The sequence below is a fragment of the Bathymodiolus heckerae thiotrophic gill symbiont genome (assembly GCF_900128515.1).
Classification (GTDB): Bacteria; Pseudomonadota; Gammaproteobacteria; order PS1; family Pseudothioglobaceae; genus Thioglobus_A.
The window spans coordinates 1-22203 of the sequence record NZ_FQTP01000014.1 but is presented as its reverse complement, the minus strand read 5'-3'; the positions used below and the strand labels follow the sequence as shown (position 1 = coordinate 22203).

Here is a 22203-nt window from a genome sequence, read left to right as displayed (position 1 = left end):
ATTGTTGATTTTGGAGTTGGGTCAGAACAAAACTGAATCGTGCTTATGTAAGCCACATGCTAGAGATTCATGAGGCAGAGCAAGGTAATCTTTATCAGTGATATAAGATCTATGCACCAGCACCAGCGTAATTATGCCTTATAGCAAGATAATATTAAAATAACCCGATTCGATATCACTTTGAGTGATACTTTGGTGTTGTTGTAGCATAGTTTATAAAAAAATACTAAAGTATTGTGCAAAGGATGTTGATATTTAAGTCTTATATGATAGACTACGATTTGTTTAATAACATTTTTTTAAATAGTTAGGAATAACAAATGAAAAAATGAACAAATCGGAACTAATTGATACAACAACAAATGCAATGGCTGGTGGCGATAGTATGCAACTAACAGGCTTTGTTAGCTTTGTTGTAAGAAATCGTGCGGCACGCACAGGGTGTAATCCGAAAACAGAGATGTAGAGATTCAAATCAAAGCATCTAGAGTAGCTACCTTTAAGGCAGATAAAGCTTTAAAAGTAGCAGTTAATTAAAATTAGGAGTCACCATGTTCGGAACAAAAGGTAATAACCAAAAAACGGATACTACGCTCGTAGAAACTCCAAAGAAAGACCTACCTCCTTCTATTTTTGACAAAAATAAACAAAAAGAAAAAGACATGCAAACAAAGACTGTTATTTCTAAAGGTTGCGTATTTAATGGTGAAATCTCTGGAGAGAGCGATATTAATGTATTTGGTAAAATACAAGGTAGTGTCTCTATTAACAGCAACGTCTTTACGGTTGAAGAATCTGCTCAAGTTAATGCCAGTATATCGGCCAAACTTGTTGTAATTAAAGGTAAGGTTGTTGGTAATATTGAGGCCATTGACAAGATCATTGTAAAAGATAGTGGCAATGTTACTGGCGACTTAGTTGCACCAAAGGTAGCTCTAACTGATGGCTCTTATTTCAAAGGCAATGTTTCAATGGTTGATGGCAAAATTAAGACGTCACCAGTTAACAAAAAACACGATACTCCGACCAAACCACAAGACTCTGCTAAAAACACTATTAAATACACGTAAAAAAATTTAGATGGTTTAAACATGCCTTTAATCATGATAGTGCCTTGATAATAGCGTTATCCCAGCAGTTACCTCGTCTACTCATACTTTGAGTAATGTTGTTGTTTGCACAATACTCAACATATTTCTTAGAAGAGTATTGAGCTCCTTAATCTGAATGGAACATTAAATCATTGGCGTCTGGTTTGTGTCTTGCAACGGTATTATCTATTGCATTTTGCACCAATTCAGTATTAGGCTGTTTAGGCAAAGACCATCCAACAATCTGTCCTGAGGTCTTCTGTTCAATACCCCCTTGAGGGGTAAAATCAAGAACACTGGCTAAATAACTCCAGTCTTGATACAAGCAATATCACCTACCCAATGGGTATTTTGCTACTTTGTTGATTAAAGTTACGATTAAGGATTGCCTATGTTCTGTGTAGCATGCCACTATTGGGGTAATAATGACGCTTCTTAGGTCTTATTGCCTAATATTAATCCTCTTCATTAAGTTTGCTAACCGATTTGATATCCTTTGGCGTTCAGATGGTGTTTTAATCGTCTTTTGCCATAAGTATAGCTAATCTCAATAGATATTTGTTTCATTGATTGAATAATGGATTTTGTTGTATTACTCATTGGCTTTGGCTTGGTGGTAGTAACTACTGGAGGCACCCTATAATCTTCGCATGAAATTCTCTGATAATCACTTATGCTGATTTTATAAGTAGTAATTTATCACTTTTATCCATGTGTTTAATTTCATATTCTCGTTTAGAGGCATTTGATCGATCAGTGGCCAGCTCTTGATAAACCAACTCACAAGGTGTATTTGCACGCGTGTATTTTGCACCGCCTTTAATTTCGCCATTATGCTGGCGTATTCGCCTTGTTAAGTCGTTGGTAATTCCGCAATAGAGTGAGTTATTAGCGCATTTTAACAAATACACTATCCAAGTTTTATTGGTCAATTTATTAATCCATTTATAGTATAATTGCGAAGTTTAATCCATCTTTATAAGTTAATGGAAAAAACCTACAATCCTGAACAAATTGAAGCGAAGTATCGTTCTCTTTGGGAAGATAAAAATCTATTCTCATCTGATGCAAATTCTACTAGTGAGAGCGCCTACTCCATTATGCTTCCTCCGCCAAATGTTACTGGCTCATTACACATGGGGCATGCTTTTCAGCATACAATTATGGATGTACTTACGCGCTATCATCGTGGCAAGGGCGACCAAACCCTTTGGCAACCTGGCACGGATCATGCAGGCATTGCAACACAAATGGTAGTTGAGCGTCAACTGGCTACACAAGATATTACTCGCCATGATCTGGGTCGTGAAAAATTTATCGAAAAAATTTGGGACTGGAAAGAACAATCTGGTGGCACTATCACTTCACAAATGCGTCGTCTTGGCTCATCAGTTGATTGGGAAAAAGAGCGCTTTACTATGGATGAAGACATGTCTAATGCAGTTAAAAAAGTATTTGTACAGCTGCATCAAGAAGGTTTGATTTATCGCGGTAAACGTCTGGTTAATTGGGATCCGGTTTTGCAAACAGCACTCTCAGATTTAGAAGTTATGGCAAGTGAAGAAAACGGCTTTATGTATCACATAAAATACCCTTTTATAGATGGTAGCGGTTTTATGCAAATCGCCACCACACGCCCTGAAACCATGCTTGCAGATGGTGCTCTAGCAGTCAATCCTAGTGATGAGCGCTATCAAGATAAGGCTGGAATGATGGTTCATGTCCCATTAACCGATAGAAAAATTCCAGTTATTACTGATAATTATGTTGATATAGAATTCGGCACCGGCTGCGTAAAAATAACCCCTGCACATGATTTCAACGACTGGGAAGTTGGCAGGCGTCACAAAATGGAGATTATCAATTTATTCACGCTTGATGCTAAAATGAATGAAAATGCGCCAAAACCTTATCAGAATATGGATAGATTTGCTGCTAGAAAAAAAATCATCCAAGATTTAGATGATGCAAATTTATTGGTTAAAATTGTCCCGCACAAATTAACACCGCCTAGAGGCGACCGTACAGGCACAATTTTAGAGCCGTATTTAACCGACCAATGGTTTGTTAAGGTTGCCCCGCTTGCCAAACCTGCTATTGATGCTGTTAAAAATGGCGACATTCGTTTTATCCCTGAAAATTGGGATAAAACTTATTACAATTGGATGGAAAACATCGATGATTGGTGTATTTCTAGACAAATTTGGTGGGGTCATCGAATCCCTGCTTGGTATGATAATAATGGTAATATTTTTGTTGCCAACTCTGAAGAAGAGGCTCAAACACAAGCTGGCGAAGGTGTTAAGATCAGACAAGATGAGGATGTACTTGACACATGGTTCTCTTCTGCATTATGGCCATTTTCAACTCTAGGTTGGCCTGAAAAAACACCTGATCTAGCACGCTTCTACCCAACTGACGTTTTAGTAACCGGCTTCGATATCATCTTTTTCTGGGTAGCCAGAATGATTATGTTTGGCTTGAAATTTACAGGTGAAGTGCCTTTTAAAGACATTTATATTACCGGTCTTATCAAAGATGGGCAAGGACAGAAAATGTCTAAATCCAAAGGCAATGTACTTGACCCTATTGATCTAATCGATGGTATCTCTTTAGAAGATCTACTTGAAAAACGCACCCAAGGCATGATGCAGCCGAAAATGGCTAAAAAAATCAAGAAGCAAACCGAGCAAGAATTTGCTGATGGTATTCCTGCTTTTGGCACTGATGCGCTCAGATTTACTTTTGCCGCTTTAGCTTCATTTGGACGTGACATTAAATTCGATTTAAAGCGTATTGAAGGCTATCGAAATTTCTGTAACAAACTTTGGAACGCCTCTCGTTTTGTTTTAATAAAACTCGAAGGTGAAACTGTCAATCCAAATGCTGATTTATCAACCGCAGATAAATGGATTCTGTCACGCTTACAAGATACCAAAAAGAACGTAGAAAAACACCTAAAAGACTATCGTCTTGACTTAATGAGTCAAGAATTATATGAATTTGTTTGGCATGACTATTGCGATTGGTACTTAGAACTATCTAAGCCACTATTGCAGGATGAAAAAACCAAAGCCGGTACGCAAGCCACTTTAATCAAAGTTCTTAATGAGATGATCACCCTACTACATCCAATTATCCCATTCATCACTGAAGAGATTTTTGAACAGTGTAATGTTATTACCGGCAAAGATAGCGTTAGTTTAATGACTCAATCTTATCCAGAGGTTGATCAAAAGCTAAGCTCTACAGACTCAGAAGATGAAATTAAATGGCTGCAAACTTTTATTCTCGGTATTCGAAAAATTCGTGGAGAAATGAACATTCCGCCCTCTAAGCCACTACCTTGCTTTGTACAAAACTTCAATGCTAATGATGAGACCTATTTGCAAAAAAACGCAAATATCCTAAATGTGCTGGCCAAAATGGATAACATTGAAAAACTCAACCCTACAGATGATGCACCGGAATCAGCTATGGCACTCGTGGGAGAGATGAAAATTTTAATTCCACTGTCAGGATTGATCGATAAAGACCAAGAGATTGCTCGCCTTAACAAAGAAATTGAAAAATTAGAAAAACAAAAGATGCAGTTTGAAGGCAAATTAAATAATGAAAAATTTGTCTTAGGCGCACCAGAAGCTATTGTTAATGTAGAGCGTGAAAGGCTGTCTGAAACCTTAAGTGCAATTAAAGACCTTAATGAACAATTGGTAAAAATTTCTAGCTTATAACCATGATATTTAAATACTTTTTAATTCTATTACTACTACTTAGTTCACTAGCAAGTGCACAATCTTTTGTCTATATTACTGATGAGGTTGACATTCCAATGAGAACTGAAAAAACCTTTGGTGATAATATTGTACGTTCTTTAGTATCAGGATCAAAACTTTCTATATTGCAGGCAACAGAAGATGGCTGGACTCAGGTTAAATTCGAAGGCTCAACAGGTTGGATTATTTCTCGTTATTTATCTAATAACCCCCCTGCTAGAACACAATTAGAAAAACTGAAACAAACCTATAATACCAATAAGCTATTAATTACCAGGCTTTCTAAAAGAAAAAACACTCTCGAAACCGAGATTAAAGATCTAAAAATCAAAAACACTGAACTATCAATTCAAACTAGCAAATCAAAAACTGAAAAAGAGCATATTGAGCAGGTTTACAGAGACGCTTTAAAATTAGAACATTCTAATGAAAAACTTATTACTACAAATTTACAGCTAAAAACAGAAATTAGCTTACTAAAAAACAACAACACCGCTTCAGAAGAGTCCAGTTCTAGAAACTGGTTTGTTACTGGTAGTTTTGTCTTATTCTTTGGAATCTTAATTGGCTTTATTTTTCCAAAATTTGTCAACCGCAGGAGATATTAAGTGAACCTACTAAAAACCGCACTAACATTTGACGATGTTTTATTAATACCAGCTCACTCAACCATCATGCCTAAAGAAGTTAGCATGGTGACTAAACTCACTAAAAATATCACATTAAACACGCCAATTATTTCTGCAGCAATGGACACGGTAACAGAGGCCAAACTTGCTATTGCTATGGCTCAAGAAGGTGGCCTTGGTATTATTCATAAAAACATGTCAATTAAAGAACAAGCTGACGAAGTTCGCAAAGTTAAGCGCTATGAATCTGGCATTATTCGCGATCCAATTACTATTGACTCTAAGGCTACTGTTAAAGACGTTTTTGCCTTACAGCAGCAATACAAAATCTCTGCATTACCGGTGGTTGAAGGAAAAATCATTGTTGGTATGATTACAGCCCGTGATGTTCGTTTTGAAACCCACTTAAATGAAACTGTTGCCAATCTAATGACACCGCAAGAAAAACTTGTAACTGTCAAAGAAGGTACCAATATGACAGAAGTGCGCGCCCTTCTTCAACAGCACCGTATTGAACGTGTTATTATTACTAATGATAAATTTACCCTTTTAGGCATGATCACTGTTCGTGACATTCAAAAATCAACAGATTTTCCAAATGCTTGTAAAGATAAACAAGAGCAATTACGTGTTGGTGCCGCAGTTGGCGTTGCAACTGGCACCGGAGAACGTATTGATGCACTAGTTGATGCTGGTGTTGATGTTATTGTAATTGATACTGCTCATGGCCATTCTCAAGGTGTTCTTGATCGTGTTAAAAAAACCAAGGCCAAGCATCCAAATTTAAATATTATTGCCGGTAATATCGCTACTGGCGTTGCAGCACTTGACTTAGTCAAGGCTGGTGCAGATTGTGTAAAAGTAGGTATTGGTCCAGGTAGTATTTGCACTACACGTATTGTTGCAGGTGTTGGCGTTCCACAAATTACCGCCATTTCAGATGTTGCTGATGCACTAAAAGGCACAGGTATACCTTTAATTGCTGATGGTGGTATTCGCTATTCAGGCGACATTGCTAAAGCATTTTCTGCAGGTGCATATTGTGTCATGCTTGGCTCAATGCTAGCGGGTACAGAAGAATCTCCAGGAGAAGTTGAGCTTTACCAAGGTCGTTCTTATAAGTCTTATCGAGGCATGGGTTCCATTGGCGCTATGAATCAAGCCCACGGCTCTTCTGATCGTTATTTTCAATCTGAATCAAAAGCTGATAAGTTAGTACCTGAAGGTATTGAAGGTCGCGTTGCCTTTAAAGGCTCTATTCGCCCGATCATTCATCAAATGGTTGGCGGCGTTAGATCTTCTATGGGTTACACTGGTTGCCCAACATTAGAGATAATGCGTACTGATGCTGTATTTGTACAAGTGACTTCTGCTGGCATGGTTGAATCCCACGTACATGACGTATCAATTACCAAAGAAGCGCCAAACTACCACCAATAACTTTTAACCAATGCTGACTCAATACGATCAACTGAGTGGAGAATTAGCGGTTAAAAAACTGGTTAACCGCTTTTATAATCTTATAGATCAACACTCAGATACAATTAAGTTACGCAGCATACATGTAAAATCATTAAAGACATCTAAAGAAAAATTATGACGGCTAATAGCACTCAAAACACTAAATTCTCAACGCATCTGTCACTTTAGTATGCAATTAATTGGTCGTTACCAAAATTCTGGATACGAGGCTGTTGCTGATGGTGTTATGGAATTCTTTAAAAAACGCAAAGATCTACAGCGTCCTGGCATCGCTTTTGGCTCTAACAGTAGCAAAACAGAACCGGCCAAAGTTTCAACTGATATCAGTCTAGTTGCGCTTAGTCGTTCTGATCCAGAATCGTTCGCTCTTTCTGATTTAATAGTGCGTGGTGTGTCTGCCGCTCTTGAGCGCTATTTACAAGAGCGTCCTCTATTTCGTGAGGTTTGTCCAGAACAAGAACTATTTGTAATGCCTATATTTAATCTACAACATTATGCACCTGGCGAAGGCTTTCATCAGTGGCATTGTGATTGGACGATTAACGATGAAGTTACAGAGCCAGGAAATCGTGTACTGGCCTGGATTCTCTATTGTGATTCTGTGGAAGCAGCAGGTACGGAATTTCACTGGCAAAAGTACCATGAAAAAGCTGAGCGTGGTAAATTAGTTATCTTTCCAGCTTCTCCTTCTCATATTCATCGTGGTCAAGTTAATAATAAAAATAGCAAGACAATCGCTACTGGTTGGATTAATGCCGGCTCGCGCAAAGATTTCTTAAAACGCCTGGCGCACTCGTAAAATCTGATAAATGATCTTTCTCATAATGGAAACATCTTGATACATTTTGGACAGGTTTCTGAGCAAGAATTTTTAGCTAACTATTGGCAGAAAAAACCATTGTTAATTAAACAAGCGTTGCCTGATTTTATTTCACCAATTTCACCTGATGAACTAGCAGGGCTCTCCTTAGAAGAGGAATTTGAATCTCACCTTATTACCGGCTCAATCAGCAATCAACAATGGTCATTCACTGAGGGGCCATTTACAGAAGATAGCTTTTCTGACTTATCTGAAAATAATTGGACTTTGTTAGTTCAAGGTGTCGATCGGTTCATCCCTGAAATTGAAACTTTAATCACACATTTTGATTTCATTCCACGCTGGCGCTTTGATGATGTAATGATTTCGTATGCCGCCAAAGGTGGTAGTGTCGGTCCTCATTTTGATTTTTATGATGTATTTCTTTTACAAGGTAGTGGTAAGCGTCGCTGGAACTTAAGCACTAAAAACTGCCGTTTAGATAATTATCTAAAAGATGTGCCACTTAGGATTATGAATGAGTTTATATCAGAGCAAGTATTCGATGTTGAACCAGGTGATATTTTATATCTCCCGCCTAAGGTAGCACACCATGGTGTTAGTTTAAGTGATGATTGCACTACCCTATCTTTTGGCTATCGTTCTTACAGTGCAAAAGAGATGTTTGAAAGCTTACCTGAGCATCAGACTACTAGTTATTATCAAGACCCCATTTGGGACACACAAAACAATTCAGCCCTTATTCCGAATTCAGCTTTAAAAATAGCAAATAATATAGCCGAAATTTCAGCGTCTGATTTTGCCAAATTTGTTACTAAGCTAGATACGTTAGATCGAAAAATCTTACAGCAGTTTGAATTCCAGCAACAACAACTGGAGTTTAATGTCAATGCAAATTATCAGTTGTTTTCTGTTTGTAAAATTGCCTATATAGAAATTAACAATCAAATGAAATTTTTCATCAATGGTTTTTCACTAGACAACCATTCTGTTACTCAAGAGAGTCTAATCAACTTTTGCAATCAGAGATGGCTATCTGCAAGTGATAATCTAACGCTTGCACAACGTCTATTTGAGCTAGATTTTGTTGAAGAAATTTAATTAAGTATATGCCTATTTACGTCGTTTTTTTATCAGTAGTCGCAATTTGGTCAACGACACCACTAGCCATTCAATGGTCAACACTAGGCTCAAGTTTTAGTTTTAGCGTTGCTAGCAGAATGCTGATGGGTTTAATTATTTGCATTTTTATACTCCTTGCTAAACAGCAAAAATTACCCCTACACAATCAAGCTTTAATTAATTACACTTATGCAGGTGCTGGGATTTTCATCACTATGAGTTTGGTTTATTATTCAGCACTGAGCATTCCATCAGGATTAATATCTGTTGTTTTTGGCTTAACACCAATCATTACTGGTGTCTTTGCATTATTACTTCTCAAAGATAAATTTTTCTCTATTAGTAAAATGATTGGCTTAATACTAGGCTTAACAGGTCTTTTTATTATTTTTAAACATTCATTTACACTTACTGAAACCTTAATAACAGGATTGGCTAGTGTCACATTGGCAATGACCTTTCAGGCATTTATTTCTGTAAAACTCAAACAAATCAATGTACGTATATCAGCATTAGAAACCACAACAGGTGCTTTAATAGTTAGCGTTCCGTTATTTATCTTAAGTTGGTTTATTTTTGGTGGAGAAATACCCGATATCAGTATTAAAGCAGCACTCTCTATTGGCTATTTAGCTGTGTTTGGTTCGGTAATCGGCTTTATATCATATTACTATCTAATCAAGCATGCTAGTGTGCATGTGGTTGGCATTGCACCTTTACTCACCCCTGTTTTTGCATTAATACTAGGATCATCACTCAATCATGAGCAATTAAGTATTGTTCAAATTAGTGGCATCAGCTTGGTATTGCTTGGCTTAGCAATTTATGAATACGCAGATAAGTTATTAAAAAAACCGCCCATAAGGTGGCTTTAAGAATCTACCTTCTACTCAAGACGGGAGAGTTGAACTTCAACCCTTCCCAGCCATAGGTCATAAAATTTCGAATATTGGCATGAGAGTCACTCTCTGGCGTATTAAGAACATCTTGATAATACTGGCCAAAGCAATGCAGTGTTTCTAGCTGAGACAACTGATGAATAGCAGCAAAACAAAATAACTTAGCACTACCCTGATTTTCCTCAGTTAAGTTTTCTATCTCACCATTGGTAAAACCTGCTGGTGTATATTCATAGTCATCGTCAATCAGTGAAATCAAGTCTTCAAATTTCATTCTTGCGCCTGATCTCAGCTCTTCTAGATATTCCTCTTGGGTCACTCCCATTCTCCTCTTTTTATAAATTGATATTCTATACCGTCATTGGATTCGGCTTATTGATATTTATACCGTATTTCTCAACTGCTTGTGCAATAACTGAAGCATCCATTTCACCTTCGTCAACTAAAGCCTTAAGTGATGCTAGAACCACATAGTTTGCATCAACCTCAAAGAAGTCTCTTAACGCCTCTCGAGAGTCTGAACGACCAAAGCCATCAGTACCTAATACTTCGTAACGGTTTGGCACGTACTTACGCACTTGCTCAGCGTAATTACGCATGTAATCGGTAGCAACAATCACTGGGCCTTTGGCATTTTCCAAGCATTGAGTGATATATGGCACAGCAGGTGTTTCAATGCTGAAACGATTAATACGATCAATAGCTTGCGCTTCACGCGTTAGCTCATTAAAACTGGTTACTGACCAAACGTCAGATTTAACATTCCAATCATCGGCCAACATTTGCGCTGCTTTTTCAACTTCTCTTAGAATAGTACCGGAGCCCATTAATTGCACTTGCTTATCGCCTTCTCCAACTGACTTCAATGCATACATACCTTTAATAATTCCTTCTTCAGAATTTTCAGGCATAGCCGGATGTGTATAAAGCTCGTTCATAGTGGTAATGTAATAGAAAATATTTTCATGCTTTTCGTACATTCTTTCCAAACCACTACGCACAATAACCGCTAATTCAAATGCATAAGTTGGGTCGTAAGAAATACAGTTGGGAATAGTATTAGCTACCAAATGGGAATCACCATCTTGATGCTGCAAACCTTCGCCGTTTAAAGTTGTACGTCCTGCAGTGCCACCAATTAAGAAGCCTTTGGCTTGCATATCGCCCGCCGCCCATGCTAAATCACCAACACGCTGAAAACCAAATTTAGAATAGTAAATATAGAACGGAATCATGGTGGTGTTATGCGTTGCATAAGCTGTTGCAGCAGCAATCCAACCAGAAATCGCACCCGCTTCGTTAATACCCTCTTGCAATACTTGGCCTTTTTTATCTTCCTTGTACCACATAACTTTATCAGAATCTTCTGGCTGATAAAGCTGTCCTGATGCTGAGTAAATACCTAATTGTCTAAACAACCCTTCCATACCAAAAGTACGCGCTTCATCAGGAATAATTGGCACAATTTTAGGGCCCAATGTTTTATCACGAACCAATAATGTTAAGATTCGGTTTAGTGCCATTGTGGTTGACATTTCACGATCGCCACTAGACTTTAATAATACTTCAAATACACTCAGCTTTGGCGTTGGTAATTCTTCCAGATCAAAAGAACGCATTGGCAATGAGCCGCCTAGTTTCTTGCGTCGAGCATTCATGTAGGTCATCTCTTCACTGTCAGGCGCTGGCTTATAGAAGTTTAACTCTCTAACATCTGTTTCAGTCACTGGAATATTAAAGCGTTTGGCAAAAATTTCCACTTGCTCTAAGCCTAATTTCTTTTGTGAGTGTGTCGTGTTTTGACCTTCGCCCGCTTCACCCATGCCGTAACCTTTAACCGTTTTGGCTAAAATTACAGTTGGCTTATCAGTACAAGCCTTAGCTGCATGATAAGCTTGAAATACTTTATTTAAATCATGGCCACCACGGTTAAGATGATAAATTTCATCGTCACTCAAATGTTCGACCATGGCTAATAATTCTGGAGAATTTCCAAAGAAATGTTTACGTACGTATGCACCATCTTTAGCCTTATAAGCCTGATATTCACCATCAACTACTTCTTCCATGCGCTTTCTAAGCAAGCCATTAGTATCTTTTTCTAGTAATGCATCCCACTTCGCACCCCAAATAACTTTAATAACATTCCAACCTGCACCATGGAACATACCTTCAAGTTCTTGAATAATTTTTCCGTTGCCGCGAACAGGCCCATCTAGGCGCTGTAAGTTACAGTTAATAACAAAAACAAGGTTGTCGAGTTTTTCACGACCCGCCATAGAGATTGCACCTAGAGATTCTGGCTCGTCTGTTTCACCATCACCCAAATAAGCCCAAACGGTACGTTTGTCCGTTTGCTTAATTTCACGATGATGTAGGTACTTCATGAATCGAGCTTGGTAAATCGCCATAATTGGGCCAAGACCCATAGATACTGTTGGGAATTGCCAAAAATCAGGCATTAACCACGGGTGTGGATAAGAGCTTAATCCGTCTTTACCAACTTCTTGACGGAATTTAAGCATTTGATCTTCAGTGATTCTTCCCTCTAAGTAAGCGCGAGAATAAATACCAGGAGAGATATGGCCTTGAAAGAAGATTAAATCAGCGCCCTGTTCGGCATCAGGACCGCGATAAAAATGGTTAAAACCAACTTCATATAAGGTTGCAGAAGATGCAAATGATGCAATATGGCCACCCAACTCATAAGGTAATTGATTAGCCTTAACCACCATCACCATAGCATTCCAGCGAACAATTGCAGAAATTCTATCTTCAATATCGACATTAATATCTGTCGCTATTTCTTTTTCTACAGCAATACTATTAAGATAAGCAGTATTAACACCTGTTGGCAAGTCCATACCTTCTTTGTGCGCCATATCCATGAGCTGATTAAGCAAGAACTTTGCACGATCACTACCCTCAACACGAGCTACTGATTTAAAGGCTTCTAGCCATTCTTGAGTTTCTAAAGGATCTAAGTCTTGACCTGGCATAATGTGATTTTTTTAAACTATAAAATTACACCAATTATCCCGAAAATACGCCACTTTATAGCGCTACTTTATAAAATATTTTGTTAAAATTAAGGTGCCAATAAAACCTGAAAAACCAAAGCTGATTTGCCACAATTCATTTACTGGAAAATAAACTGATCCCACTCCTGCACCAACAAATAATGCCAATAGTGGCACAATATATAATTGAAAAGCACGCCAAAATAATTCTGCAGCAGAAATTTCCAAAGTAACTATATCACCAATCGCCACACCCTCTTGTAAAGGTTTGTTAAAAACTGAATAGTGATCAAAATAATTAGCCAAGATCCCAGTGCCACAAGCGCCACTAGCCGAACAACCGGTACAGCCACCTGAACGATTAACTTTTAACACCATGGTTTTGTTTTCAATTTCGATTACTTCAAATTTTTCTTTCATTACGCTTAAAATGAATCATTTATATATTTCATATTTTATCAACTTATGAGCATCTCTCAATCAATCTTTAAAGCTTATGATATTCGCGGTATTGTCGAACAAGAACTAACCCCAGAAGCTGTCAAACTTATCGGTCTGGCCATTGGTAGTGAATCAATTGCTAAAGGTGAGCGTGGCGTTGTTGTTGGTCGTGATGGTCGTCTTAGTGGCCTTGATTTAATGCAAGCTTTAAAAACTGGCCTTAAGGAGAGTGGTTGTCATGTGGTCGATATTGGCATGGTTCCAACGCCACTCGTATATTTTTCTACTTATACCAAAGCGGCCACTTCGGGGGTAATGATCACTGGATCTCATAATCCACCCGAATACAACGGTTTTAAAATTATGATTGCGGGCGAAACGCTATCAGGTAATCGCATTCAAGAGCTATATCAACGCATTATTAACAATGATTTTAACTCAGGCCATGGTACTTCAACCAAGGTTGATATTGAACAGGATTATATTGATCAAATTAAGTCTGATATCAAGCTAGACAAGCCTTTGCATATTGTTGTAGACTGTGGCAATGGTGTTGCAGGCGATATTGCGCCAAAATTATTCGAACAACTTGGTGCTAAAGTAACTAAGCTATTTTGCCTAATCGACGGCAACTTCCCTAACCATCATCCTGACCCCTCTAAACTGCACAACCTAGAAGATATTATTAAAGAAGTTATTGATACCGGTGCAGACATGGGTTTTGCTTTTGATGGAGATGGTGATCGACTAGGTTTGATTGACAACAAGGGTAATGTTATTTGGGCAGATCGACAAATGATTTTATATTCAAGAGATATTTTGAGTCGCAATCCAGGCGCAAAAATCGTATTTGATGTTAAATGCTCATCCCTACTGCCTAAAGATATTACTGAGCATGGTGGCGAAGCCATTATGTCACGCACGGGTCATAGTTTTATTAAAGCCAAACTTAAAGAAACGGGCTCTGCACTTGGCGGTGAAATGAGTGGTCATATTTTCTTCAAAGAACGTTGGTACGGTTTTGATGATGCACTCTACACGGGTGCACGATTATTAGAAATCATGTCAAAAACAGATCAAACTTGTGAACAGGTTTTTGCTGATTTACCCGATAGCATCAACACACCTGAAATCAACATTCATTTTGATGAACAAGGCCAGCAATTTAAGGCGATGGACAAACTCGCACAAAATGTTGATTTTGAAGGCGCTAATATCATCACCATTGATGGTATTCGAGTAGATTATCCAAATGGCTGGGGGCTGGTTCGCCCTTCTAACACTACACCGTGTTTAGTGTTACGTTTTGAAGCCAACGATGAAACAACTTTAGAGACAATAAAAAGCACCTTTAGACAATGGCTATCTAGCAACCATATTAACACAGACAGTTTTTAATCAAAATGCACCTAACAATAGAGGAAATCTTAGACTACTGGTTTAATTCTACAAAAACGCTTGATTTAGAAATACTAAATCGTTATCAAGCTTTATGGAAAAAAGCATATTTAGGCGAATATGATCACTGGATGGATAATGCTAAAGGGTCTTTAGCACTTGTGATTGTATTGGACCAACTGCCACTTAATATATTTAGAGGGTAGAAAAAATGCTTTGCCTCAGAACAAAAGGCAGTTGTTGTCACACTCAATGCGATTGACAAAAAATTTGATCAGCAATTATCCTCTCGACAGTGTGTATTTCTCTATATGTCATTGATGCACAGCGAACGCCTAGAAGAACAAGCATTGTCTGTTAAATTATTTCAAAAACTTGGGTTAGAAGACAATCTAAAATTTGCCAAGCACCACCGAGATATTGTCAAAAAATTTGGGCGATTTCCACACAGAAACACCTTACTAGGACGCAAAAATACAGTAGCAGACACACAATATTTAGCATCCAAAGAGGCTTTTACTGGATAATATATTGCCATCTAAAGCATTGTTTTTTTATAAAAAGTATTAGAAAATATAAAATAAAATATTCGCACTAAACACTAGAACAATATTTTGGTTTGTTTTGAAGTAATATTGTAATCAACATCTTGATAAGTAAACGACAACTTATTAGCATGTAACATCAATCGCTCTGCACCCGTAGATTTTATTCTTTCCTCTTTGGGTAAAGTTTTAGACAAACAGTCATTAGCGATTATCTCATCAACCCCATAAATTGGATCGCCAACAATACTATGACCTATTGAGTCGAGATGCACTCGTATTTGATGCTGCCTTCCAGTAACAGGAATAGCTTTAATTAGTGTTGTCTGATCACTTTCATTGTATTGCAAAGACTGAATGAAAGTTTTCGAAGACTTGCCAGATTGAGTATCGCAAGTCATTTTTATACCGATACTGCTATTGGCTTTTTCAATAGGTTTTTCAATGGCAAAATCTGTTGTTACTCGCCCTTTTACTAAAGCTAGATATTCTTTAGTATATTGCCTACGCTCAAACATCATTTTTAGTTGGCGACTAGTTTGTTTGTTTTTAGCCACCAATACTAAACCAGAAGTTTCTGCATCAATTCGATGTGCCAAACTAGCCTCATCACCAAAGAAGTGCCTAACTTCATCCAATAAACAATAAGGGGTTTCTTTTCGAGTTGGGTGTACCATTACGCCTGAAGGCTTGTCAAAAACAGCAAAATCTTCAACTTCAAAAATTGGTTTTAAACCTCTAGAATGACCTTCAAATACAGCAACATGAATATATTCACAATTAATTGTATCACCATTTTTTAAGATATTATCTTGATCATCAAAAACTCTATTTTTAGACAGTAGTTTTTGCGATAAAGACATGGATAAGCCAGCTTCATTTATTAAAAAATGCTGGATTTTTACATCTTGAATAGCTGAATATTTTTTTAGAACAAAAGGCATTAAGTGTTAAAACTAAAGAACCAACGAGGCCAAACCTAAAAAAGCCACAAAACCAATCACATCGGTAATTGTGGTCAGAATAACACCGCCTGCTAACGCAGGATCTATTTTAAATTTAATCAATAAAGATGGTAAAAAAGCACCTGAAAATGCAGCAAAAATCAGATTAACCACAATCGCTGTCGCAATAACCAAACTTAAGATTAAATCTGAAAACCATAAATAAGTAGCAAGCCCAATAACAACCGACCAAAGTATGCCGTTTAAAAATCCAATAGCCACTTCTTTGTTCATCAGAACTTTAAGATTTGAATGTGTCACCCTGCCAGTGGCAATGCCACGCGTAACTAAAATAAGTGTTTGCGTACCGGCAATTCCACCCATTGATGCAACGACAGGCATTAAAATTGCTAACGCAATCTTTTCTTGTAAAGTAGCTTCAAATAGTCCAATAAAAAATACTGCAATAAACACTGTAATAAGGTTTACACCTAGCCAAATACTGCGGCTCTTAGTACTCTCAATAACCGGCGCAAAAACATCGTCCTCTTCATCCAAGCCCGCCATTGACATCACTGAGTGCTCCGCCTCATCACGAATAACATCAACCACATCATCAATGGTAATTCGACCAATAAGTTGATTGTGCCCATCGACTACCGGTGCAGAAATCAAATCTCGCTGTTCAAACAAACTTGCGACTTCAGCTTCCGATGTTTTGGCCAAAATTGGCTTATGATCATTGTTAATCAGCGGCTTAATATTTTGCTCTGCTTCATTAGTCAACAAAGTAGAAATATGCATAGCGCCAATATACTGATAAGAACGATCGACAACAAATATTTGATCAGTATCAATTGGCATTTTTTTAAGTAATCGTAAATAACGAATAACCGTGCGAACGTTAACATCATCACGAACTGTAATCATATCAATATTCATCAAGCCACCCGCTGAATCTTCCGGGTAAGATAAAACTTGCCTTAAATGATCTCGATGCTTATGATCCAGTGTTAACAGTAAATTATGCAGGGCGGATTCTGGCAGTTCAGGTACGATATCGGCTAAATCATCCATATCAAGCCCTTCAGCTGCTTTAACAATATCATCTGCAGTCATCTCATTTAATAATTGAGATAGTACATCCTCACTTAAATCTTTAAGAATATCACCTTGAGTGGCACTATCAATATTAAGCCAGAGCTTTATACGATCTTTTGGCGGCACACTTTCTAATAGACGAGCTATTTCAGCCGAATGCAAACCGGAAAGTTGAGAGGTGGCCTCTTCATACAAAGAAGCCTCCAAAGAAACCATAAGTCTTTGGAGGCATTCCTTGAAAGAAGTATTTTCAACTTCTGACATGAGCTATTCCTTATTAAATCAAGACCTTGAGCATAAGTCACACAAGATCAAGTGAGGGTTAGTTTTTTCTGTGGTCGTTTAATTTTTCTTTGTGCTTTTTAACCTGTGTATCTAGTTTATTAACCATTTGATCAATAGATGCATACATATCATTACTTTCTGCCTTGGCAAATAAATCAGCGCCACTGACATGAATGGTTGCTTCTGCTATATTCACATCTTTTGCAACTTCCAAAATCATATTAATATTAATCACATGATCAAAATGATGCTTAATTTTAGCTAGCTTTTCTTCAGAATGTTGCTTGATTGCATCGGTAATATCAAGGTGATGGCCGGAAATATTTAATTGCATGTACGCTCCTTAGTTATTGATAAAATTCAAGTCTATTGTGACACAACTTTGCCCATGCTACAAGTGTATTTATACACTTTACAGACAAATAAAAAGCTTCACAAATTGACTTTTACGTATATAATAGCTATTTTAGTTATTCAAATATTCAGGAGATAAGAATGGACGCAACTGATCAAAGATCTAACGAATTAAGTGCAAAAAAAATTGCCTTGCAAGAAACTTTTAAAATGCATACAGCTGAAAATGGCTTTTCATACGAAGAATGGATCAACCCTGTAGCAGGTTCTTTTTACGAAAGCTACAAACAAGATTTGGCTGAAATCGATAACGAGATGGCTCCAGAAATTACTTATCAGTCTTAAATAACTTTCGATTGATAACCAAAAGCCCCGTTAGGGGCTTTTTTGTTTTAAAGGAAACAATTTAATGTCCTATTTAATGTCAAATTATCTACCGCTAGAGATCACCTTTGTGAAGGGTAGCGGTTGTTATTTAACCAGCAACAAAGGTGATCAATATCTTGATGCACTTTGTGGTGTCGGTGTAACAGGACTTGGTCACTCTCATCCGGAGATTTCTAAAGCAATTCAATCACAAGCTCAACAATTACTTCATACTAGCAATTGGTACCATATTGAACATCAAGAAGCCCTAGCTAAAAAGCTATGCATATTATCAAAAATGGATGCGACTTTTTTTGGAAATTCAGGTGCAGAAGCTAACGAGGCTGCTATTAAAATTGCTCGTCTTCATGGTCGTGCCAATAACATTGATACACCCACTATTTTAACAGCAACTCAAAGTTTTCATGGACGCACCATGGCAACCTTATCTGCAACCGGAAATCCTAAAGTTCAGGCTGGATTTGCACCTTTGGTGAGTGAGTTTATCCATGTTGAATTTAACAACATTGAAGCTATTAAGCAGCATCAAAATAACGATGATATCGTTGCAGTAATGCTTGAACCAATACAAGGTGAAAGTGGCGTTATTATTCCAGACGCTAATTATTTAAATCAAGTTCATGAAATTTGTCAAAAAAATAATTGGCTACTGATTCTTGACGAGGTGCAGACAGGTATTGGTCGTACTGGCAAGATGTTTGCACATCAATATAACAAGATCACGCCCGATATTCTAACGTTAGCCAAAGGCTTGGGTAATGGCGTGCCAATTGGCGCTTGCTTAGCAAAAGGCAATGCTGCCAAATTATTAACGCCAGGCACACATGGCTCAACATTCGGCGGAAATCCTTTGGTTTGTCGTACCGCTTTAACTGTTTTAGAAATAATCAAGCAGGATGAAATTCTTGCCAATGTTAATAAAATTAGCAATCATATCGCTAAAAATTTTACCAAAAAACTAAAGAATATTAGCGCTGTTAAAGAAATCCGAGTTAAAGGTTTAATGATCGCCATTGAGTTAGATCAAGATTGTACTCATTTATTACAACTTGCATTAGACAAAAAACTTTTAATCAATATCACTGGTCGGTCAATCCGACTATTACCACCACTTATCATCGATAAAGCGCAAACTAATATTATGATTGAAACCGTTTGTGAGCTGATAGAAGCGCTATAAACTGAGGAGAAATACAATGAAACACTTTATCAATTTAGATGACTTATCAACCAAAACTCTTAATGGTATTATTGACAATGCCATTGCTCTAAAAAAACAACATAAAGCTGGGGAGATCAACGAAACGCTAAAAAATAAAACATTGGCAATGATTTTTGACAAATCCTCAACTCGAACACGCGTATCTTTTGAAGCTGGCATGGCTCAATTAGGTGGACATGCATTGTTCTTATCTGATCGTGACATTCAATTAGGACGTGGAGAACCAACAACTGATACCGCAATTGTTATTGGTTCAATGGTTGATATTATCATGATGAGAGTTTCTTCTCACGAAACCATCAACACCTTTGCCTCTAATAACTCTGTGCCAATTATTAACGCACTGAGTGATGAATCCCACCCGTGTCAGCTACTAGCCGATATGATGACATACAAAGAACATAAAGGCTCAATTCAAGGTAGAACTGTAGCTTGGATTGGCGATGGAAATAATATGTGCCATACCTACATGCAAGCTGCTAAAGCATTTGGATTTACACTAAACATTGCAACGCCAAAAGGTTATGAGCCTAATCAAACATTCACCAATAATTATCAAGATCACATTGTATTATTTAACAACGCCAAAAAAGCTTGTCAGAATGCTGATTTAGTAGTGACTGATGTCTGGGCTTCAATGGGACAAGAAGATGAGCAAGCTAAGCGTGCAATTGCTTTCAAAGAATTCCAAGTTGATCAAGACTTAATGAAACACTCTAATTCTGATGCGGTGTTTATGCATTGTCTTCCTGCTCATCGTGGCGAAGAAGTATCGGCAGATGTAATTGATGGCTCTCAAAGTTTGGTTTGGGATGAAGCTGAAAACCGTCTGCATGCGCAGAAATCTTTATTACTTTATTTGCTAGGATAACAATTATTTATCTAGGCTTTCCATGGCTTCTTGATAAAACTTAATACCGCGTTCAATTTTTTCTCGACCTCGAGACTCGCGCCAACGATTAGTATCTCTTAGTGAATACACACAGCCACAATACTCTTGCTGATAAAATTCCTCACGTTTGGATAGTTCAAGCATTCTAGATGAGCCGCCCTGCTTACGCCAATTAAAATCCCAGTAAGCAATACCTTTATAAGGATTGGCAGCTCGCACACCACAACCATTAATTTGATTCATATCTTTCCAGCGAGAAATTCCTAACGTTGAAGATATTAAATCAAAGCCATGATCTTTGGCATATTGTGCGGTTACTTCAAATCGCATATCAAAACAACTGGTGCAACGAGTACCACGCTCAGGTTCATCTTCTTGACCTTTAATTCGATCAAACCAATTTTCTTTATCATAATCGGCATCAACAAAATCCATGCCTAATTTTTGTGCAAAGCGAATATTTTCTTCTTTACGTAATTCGTATTCTTCTTTAGGGTGAATATTTGGATTGTAAAAGAAAATAGTGGTGTCAATTTTAGATGCTGCTAAAGCTTCCATAATTTCCCCAGCGCATGGCGCACAACAAGAATGCATTAACAGTTTTTTCTCACCATTTGGTGTTGTTAATACTGGACGTTCATATCCAGATAAGCTGTAATCTACTTTAGGCACACTTTCACCTGTTTCAACACTTCCCAAGCATCTCGTTTAAGCTTGTCATCTTTTAACACCTCACTTGGATGAAGCATACTAAAAACATTGCTCGTATTCAGTGTTAATTGTGGATGAGTTAGTAAAATTGTACGTGCATGATAATTGGCAATCTGATCTAAAAGAGTATTTGGGCTTGCCTTAATACAGATAATATTCTTTTGTTGCAATCCAATTGCAGACAGCATTTTGAACAAAAAATCTTGGGTTTCACCTGCAATACAAATAGAGTTTTGATTTTCCAACTCTACCACCAAGCAGTCTATAGATAAAGGTATAGAAACCTTCTGTGGCGTATCTTTGACTACGTGTAGATACTCAGGAATATTAAGTGCATTTAAATATTGAGATCTAATTGACAACATTATAGAGGTGTCCTATATTTGAGGATGTGCCCTATCTGTCGCTGCTAATACTTTATTAAGCGCATGAATATAGGCTTTAGCACTGGCAGTAACAATATCTGTATCAGCACCTTGGCCATTGATGATTCGACCTTCATGCTCCAAGCGAACATTAACCTCACCCAAAGAATCCGTTCCTTGAGTGACATTAGACACTGAATACAACTGCAAATTAACTTGCATATTTAGCAATTGATTAATAGCACTAAAGGTGGCATCAACCGAGCCAGCTGTTTCAGCTGTTTCAGCCTTTTCTTCACCATCAATAGTTAGTGTTACGGTGGCAGTATTTTTCTCGCCAGTTTCTGATAGTACTTTTAAAGATACAAGTTTAATATACTCACTTTCAACAATCTGAGTTTCAGATACAAGTGCTTGAAGATCTTCATCAAAGATTTCATGCTTCTTATCAGCCAATTCTTTAAAACGTCTAAAAGCATCATTCAAGCTTTCTTCAGAGTCAAACTCAACGCCCAGTTCAAGTAATCTCGCTTTGAAAGCGTTGCGTCCTGAATGCTTACCCAATACAAGCTTATTAGTATTCCAACCAACGTCTTCAGCACGCATGATTTCGTAAGTCTCGCGATGCTTCAAAACACCATCTTGGTGAATACCTGCCTCGTGTGCAAAGGCATTGGCACCAACAATGGCTTTATTCGGTTGCACAATAAAGCCGGTTA

General features: G+C 37.6%; 25 protein-coding genes and 1 pseudogene. 14 read left to right on the top strand and 12 right to left on the bottom strand.

All coding sequences use genetic code 11. The features are described from left to right. Window positions 1-328: 328 nt before the first annotated feature. Together BTHERMOSOX_RS03175 and BTHERMOSOX_RS03170 are read left to right on the top strand one after the other, a co-directional pair. A complete protein-coding gene (locus tag BTHERMOSOX_RS03175; RefSeq protein WP_249360588.1) occupies window positions 329-466 on the top strand; it encodes an HU family DNA-binding protein in 138 nt (45 codons plus the stop codon). Window positions 467-551: 85 nt separating this feature from the next. Beyond that, entirely contained in the window at window positions 552-1070 is a 519-nt protein-coding gene (locus tag BTHERMOSOX_RS03170; protein WP_138119357.1) for a bactofilin family protein, read from the top strand. A 148-nt stretch (window positions 1071-1218) separates the two neighbouring features. On the opposite strand, the gene BTHERMOSOX_RS03165 is transcribed toward BTHERMOSOX_RS03170, so the two are convergent. The 3 genes from BTHERMOSOX_RS03165 to BTHERMOSOX_RS03160 all read right to left on the bottom strand — a co-directional run bounded on the left by BTHERMOSOX_RS03165 (window position 1219) and on the right by BTHERMOSOX_RS03160 (window position 2023). Continuing rightward, complete coding sequence (locus BTHERMOSOX_RS03165) at window positions 1219-1416, bottom strand: hypothetical protein (protein WP_138119355.1); 198 nt, start codon at window positions 1414-1416, stop codon at window positions 1219-1221. 152 nt (window positions 1417-1568) lie between these two features. Next, window positions 1569-1691, bottom strand: coding sequence for a hypothetical protein (locus BTHERMOSOX_RS11915; RefSeq protein ID WP_283204837.1), 123 nt, complete (start codon window positions 1689-1691; stop codon window positions 1569-1571). 71 nt (window positions 1692-1762) lie between these two features. Beyond that, complete coding sequence (locus tag BTHERMOSOX_RS03160; RefSeq protein ID WP_138119353.1) at window positions 1763-2023, bottom strand: GIY-YIG nuclease family protein; 261 nt, start codon at window positions 2021-2023, stop codon at window positions 1763-1765. 54 nt (window positions 2024-2077) lie between these two features. Between BTHERMOSOX_RS03160 and BTHERMOSOX_RS03155 the strand changes: the two genes are divergently transcribed. The 7 genes from BTHERMOSOX_RS03155 to BTHERMOSOX_RS03125 are packed head-to-tail and all read left to right on the top strand — an operon-like array spanning window position 2078 to window position 9795. Next, window positions 2078-4825, top strand: coding sequence for a valine--tRNA ligase (locus BTHERMOSOX_RS03155; protein ID WP_138119351.1), 2748 nt, complete (start codon window positions 2078-2080; stop codon window positions 4823-4825). Between the two features lie 2 nt (window positions 4826-4827). After that, window positions 4828-5475, top strand: coding sequence for a TIGR04211 family SH3 domain-containing protein (locus BTHERMOSOX_RS03150; RefSeq protein ID WP_138119349.1), 648 nt, complete (start codon window positions 4828-4830; stop codon window positions 5473-5475). Then, entirely contained in the window at window positions 5476-6936 is a 1461-nt protein-coding gene (gene guaB / locus BTHERMOSOX_RS03145; RefSeq protein WP_138119347.1) for an IMP dehydrogenase, read from the top strand. A gap of 10 nt (window positions 6937-6946) precedes the next feature. Next, window positions 6947-7096, top strand: coding sequence for a globin domain-containing protein (locus BTHERMOSOX_RS03140; protein ID WP_138119345.1), 150 nt, complete (start codon window positions 6947-6949; stop codon window positions 7094-7096). Window positions 7097-7147: 51 nt separating this feature from the next. Then, on the top strand, window positions 7148-7777 hold the full coding sequence (locus BTHERMOSOX_RS03135; RefSeq protein WP_138119343.1) for a 2OG-Fe(II) oxygenase: 630 nt from the start codon (window positions 7148-7150) through the stop codon (window positions 7775-7777). A 36-nt stretch (window positions 7778-7813) separates the two neighbouring features. Continuing rightward, window positions 7814-8899: a cupin domain-containing protein gene (locus BTHERMOSOX_RS03130; RefSeq protein ID WP_138119341.1), complete on the top strand. Its 1086-nt coding sequence runs from the start codon at window positions 7814-7816 to the stop codon at window positions 8897-8899. Between the two features lie 8 nt (window positions 8900-8907). Beyond that, window positions 8908-9795, top strand: a complete 888-nt coding sequence (locus BTHERMOSOX_RS03125) for a DMT family transporter (RefSeq protein ID WP_138119339.1) — start codon at window positions 8908-8910, stop codon at window positions 9793-9795. Between the two features lie 4 nt (window positions 9796-9799). Here BTHERMOSOX_RS03125 and BTHERMOSOX_RS03120 read toward each other — a convergent pair whose 3' ends face one another. The 3 genes from BTHERMOSOX_RS03120 to BTHERMOSOX_RS03110 all read right to left on the bottom strand — a co-directional run bounded on the left by BTHERMOSOX_RS03120 (window position 9800) and on the right by BTHERMOSOX_RS03110 (window position 13259). After that, window positions 9800-10138, bottom strand: coding sequence for a HopJ type III effector protein (locus BTHERMOSOX_RS03120; RefSeq protein ID WP_249360587.1), 339 nt, complete (start codon window positions 10136-10138; stop codon window positions 9800-9802). 31 nt (window positions 10139-10169) lie between these two features. Next, window positions 10170-12818: a pyruvate dehydrogenase (acetyl-transferring), homodimeric type gene (gene aceE, locus BTHERMOSOX_RS03115; protein WP_138119335.1), complete on the bottom strand. Its 2649-nt coding sequence runs from the start codon at window positions 12816-12818 to the stop codon at window positions 10170-10172. A 63-nt stretch (window positions 12819-12881) separates the two neighbouring features. Continuing rightward, window positions 12882-13259 carry a SoxR reducing system RseC family protein gene (locus BTHERMOSOX_RS03110; RefSeq protein WP_138119333.1) on the bottom strand — a complete coding sequence of 126 codons (378 nt, stop codon included), beginning with the start codon at window positions 13257-13259 and terminating at the stop codon, window positions 12882-12884. Window positions 13260-13304: 45 nt separating this feature from the next. Between BTHERMOSOX_RS03110 and BTHERMOSOX_RS03105 the strand changes: the two genes are divergently transcribed. Together BTHERMOSOX_RS03105 and BTHERMOSOX_RS03100 are read left to right on the top strand one after the other, a co-directional pair. Beyond that, window positions 13305-14678, top strand: a complete 1374-nt coding sequence (locus BTHERMOSOX_RS03105) for a phosphomannomutase/phosphoglucomutase (protein WP_138119331.1) — start codon at window positions 13305-13307, stop codon at window positions 14676-14678. A gap of 5 nt (window positions 14679-14683) precedes the next feature. Beyond that, window positions 14684-15205 (top strand): annotated as a pseudogene (locus BTHERMOSOX_RS03100) (DUF924 family protein). A gap of 74 nt (window positions 15206-15279) precedes the next feature. Here the strand turns inward: BTHERMOSOX_RS03100 and BTHERMOSOX_RS03095 are convergent. Genes BTHERMOSOX_RS03095 through hpf form a run of 3 tightly spaced genes read right to left on the bottom strand, consistent with a single transcriptional unit; the run spans window position 15280 to window position 17887 of the window. Continuing rightward, complete coding sequence (locus BTHERMOSOX_RS03095; protein WP_138119329.1) at window positions 15280-16167, bottom strand: RluA family pseudouridine synthase; 888 nt, start codon at window positions 16165-16167, stop codon at window positions 15280-15282. Window positions 16168-16179: 12 nt separating this feature from the next. Further along, window positions 16180-17532 (bottom strand): magnesium transporter, encoded by a 1353-nt coding sequence (gene mgtE, locus BTHERMOSOX_RS03090; RefSeq protein WP_138119327.1) that lies wholly within the window; start codon window positions 17530-17532, stop codon window positions 16180-16182. 58 nt (window positions 17533-17590) lie between these two features. Then, window positions 17591-17887 carry a ribosome hibernation-promoting factor, HPF/YfiA family gene (gene hpf, locus BTHERMOSOX_RS03085; protein WP_138119325.1) on the bottom strand — a complete coding sequence of 99 codons (297 nt, stop codon included), beginning with the start codon at window positions 17885-17887 and terminating at the stop codon, window positions 17591-17593. Between the two features lie 161 nt (window positions 17888-18048). On the opposite strand from hpf, the gene BTHERMOSOX_RS03080 reads away from it, so the two are divergent. The 3 genes from BTHERMOSOX_RS03080 (at window position 18049) to argF (ending at window position 20387) form a co-directional block, all read left to right on the top strand. Beyond that, window positions 18049-18252, top strand: coding sequence for a hypothetical protein (locus BTHERMOSOX_RS03080; protein WP_138119323.1), 204 nt, complete (start codon window positions 18049-18051; stop codon window positions 18250-18252). Between the two features lie 64 nt (window positions 18253-18316). After that, window positions 18317-19474, top strand: coding sequence for an aspartate aminotransferase family protein (locus BTHERMOSOX_RS03075; protein WP_138119321.1), 1158 nt, complete (start codon window positions 18317-18319; stop codon window positions 19472-19474). A gap of 16 nt (window positions 19475-19490) precedes the next feature. Further along, window positions 19491-20387, top strand: a complete 897-nt coding sequence (gene argF / locus BTHERMOSOX_RS03070) for an ornithine carbamoyltransferase (protein WP_138119319.1) — start codon at window positions 19491-19493, stop codon at window positions 20385-20387. A 3-nt stretch (window positions 20388-20390) separates the two neighbouring features. On the opposite strand, the gene BTHERMOSOX_RS03065 is transcribed toward argF, so the two are convergent. The 3 genes from BTHERMOSOX_RS03065 to BTHERMOSOX_RS03055 all read right to left on the bottom strand — a co-directional run. Beyond that, window positions 20391-21080, bottom strand: coding sequence for an epoxyqueuosine reductase QueH (locus BTHERMOSOX_RS03065; protein WP_138119317.1), 690 nt, complete (start codon window positions 21078-21080; stop codon window positions 20391-20393). Continuing rightward, the gene (locus tag BTHERMOSOX_RS03060) at window positions 21068-21484 is read right to left on the bottom strand and encodes a hypothetical protein (RefSeq protein WP_138119315.1); all 417 of its coding nucleotides are present in this window, start codon (window positions 21482-21484) and stop codon (window positions 21068-21070) included. The genes BTHERMOSOX_RS03065 and BTHERMOSOX_RS03060 overlap by 13 nt, the downstream gene beginning before the upstream one ends. Window positions 21485-21496: 12 nt before the next feature. After that, window positions 21497-22203, bottom strand: a 707-nt coding sequence (locus BTHERMOSOX_RS03055) for an alpha-isopropylmalate synthase regulatory domain-containing protein (protein WP_283204836.1), incomplete at its 5' end; no start/stop codon positions are given.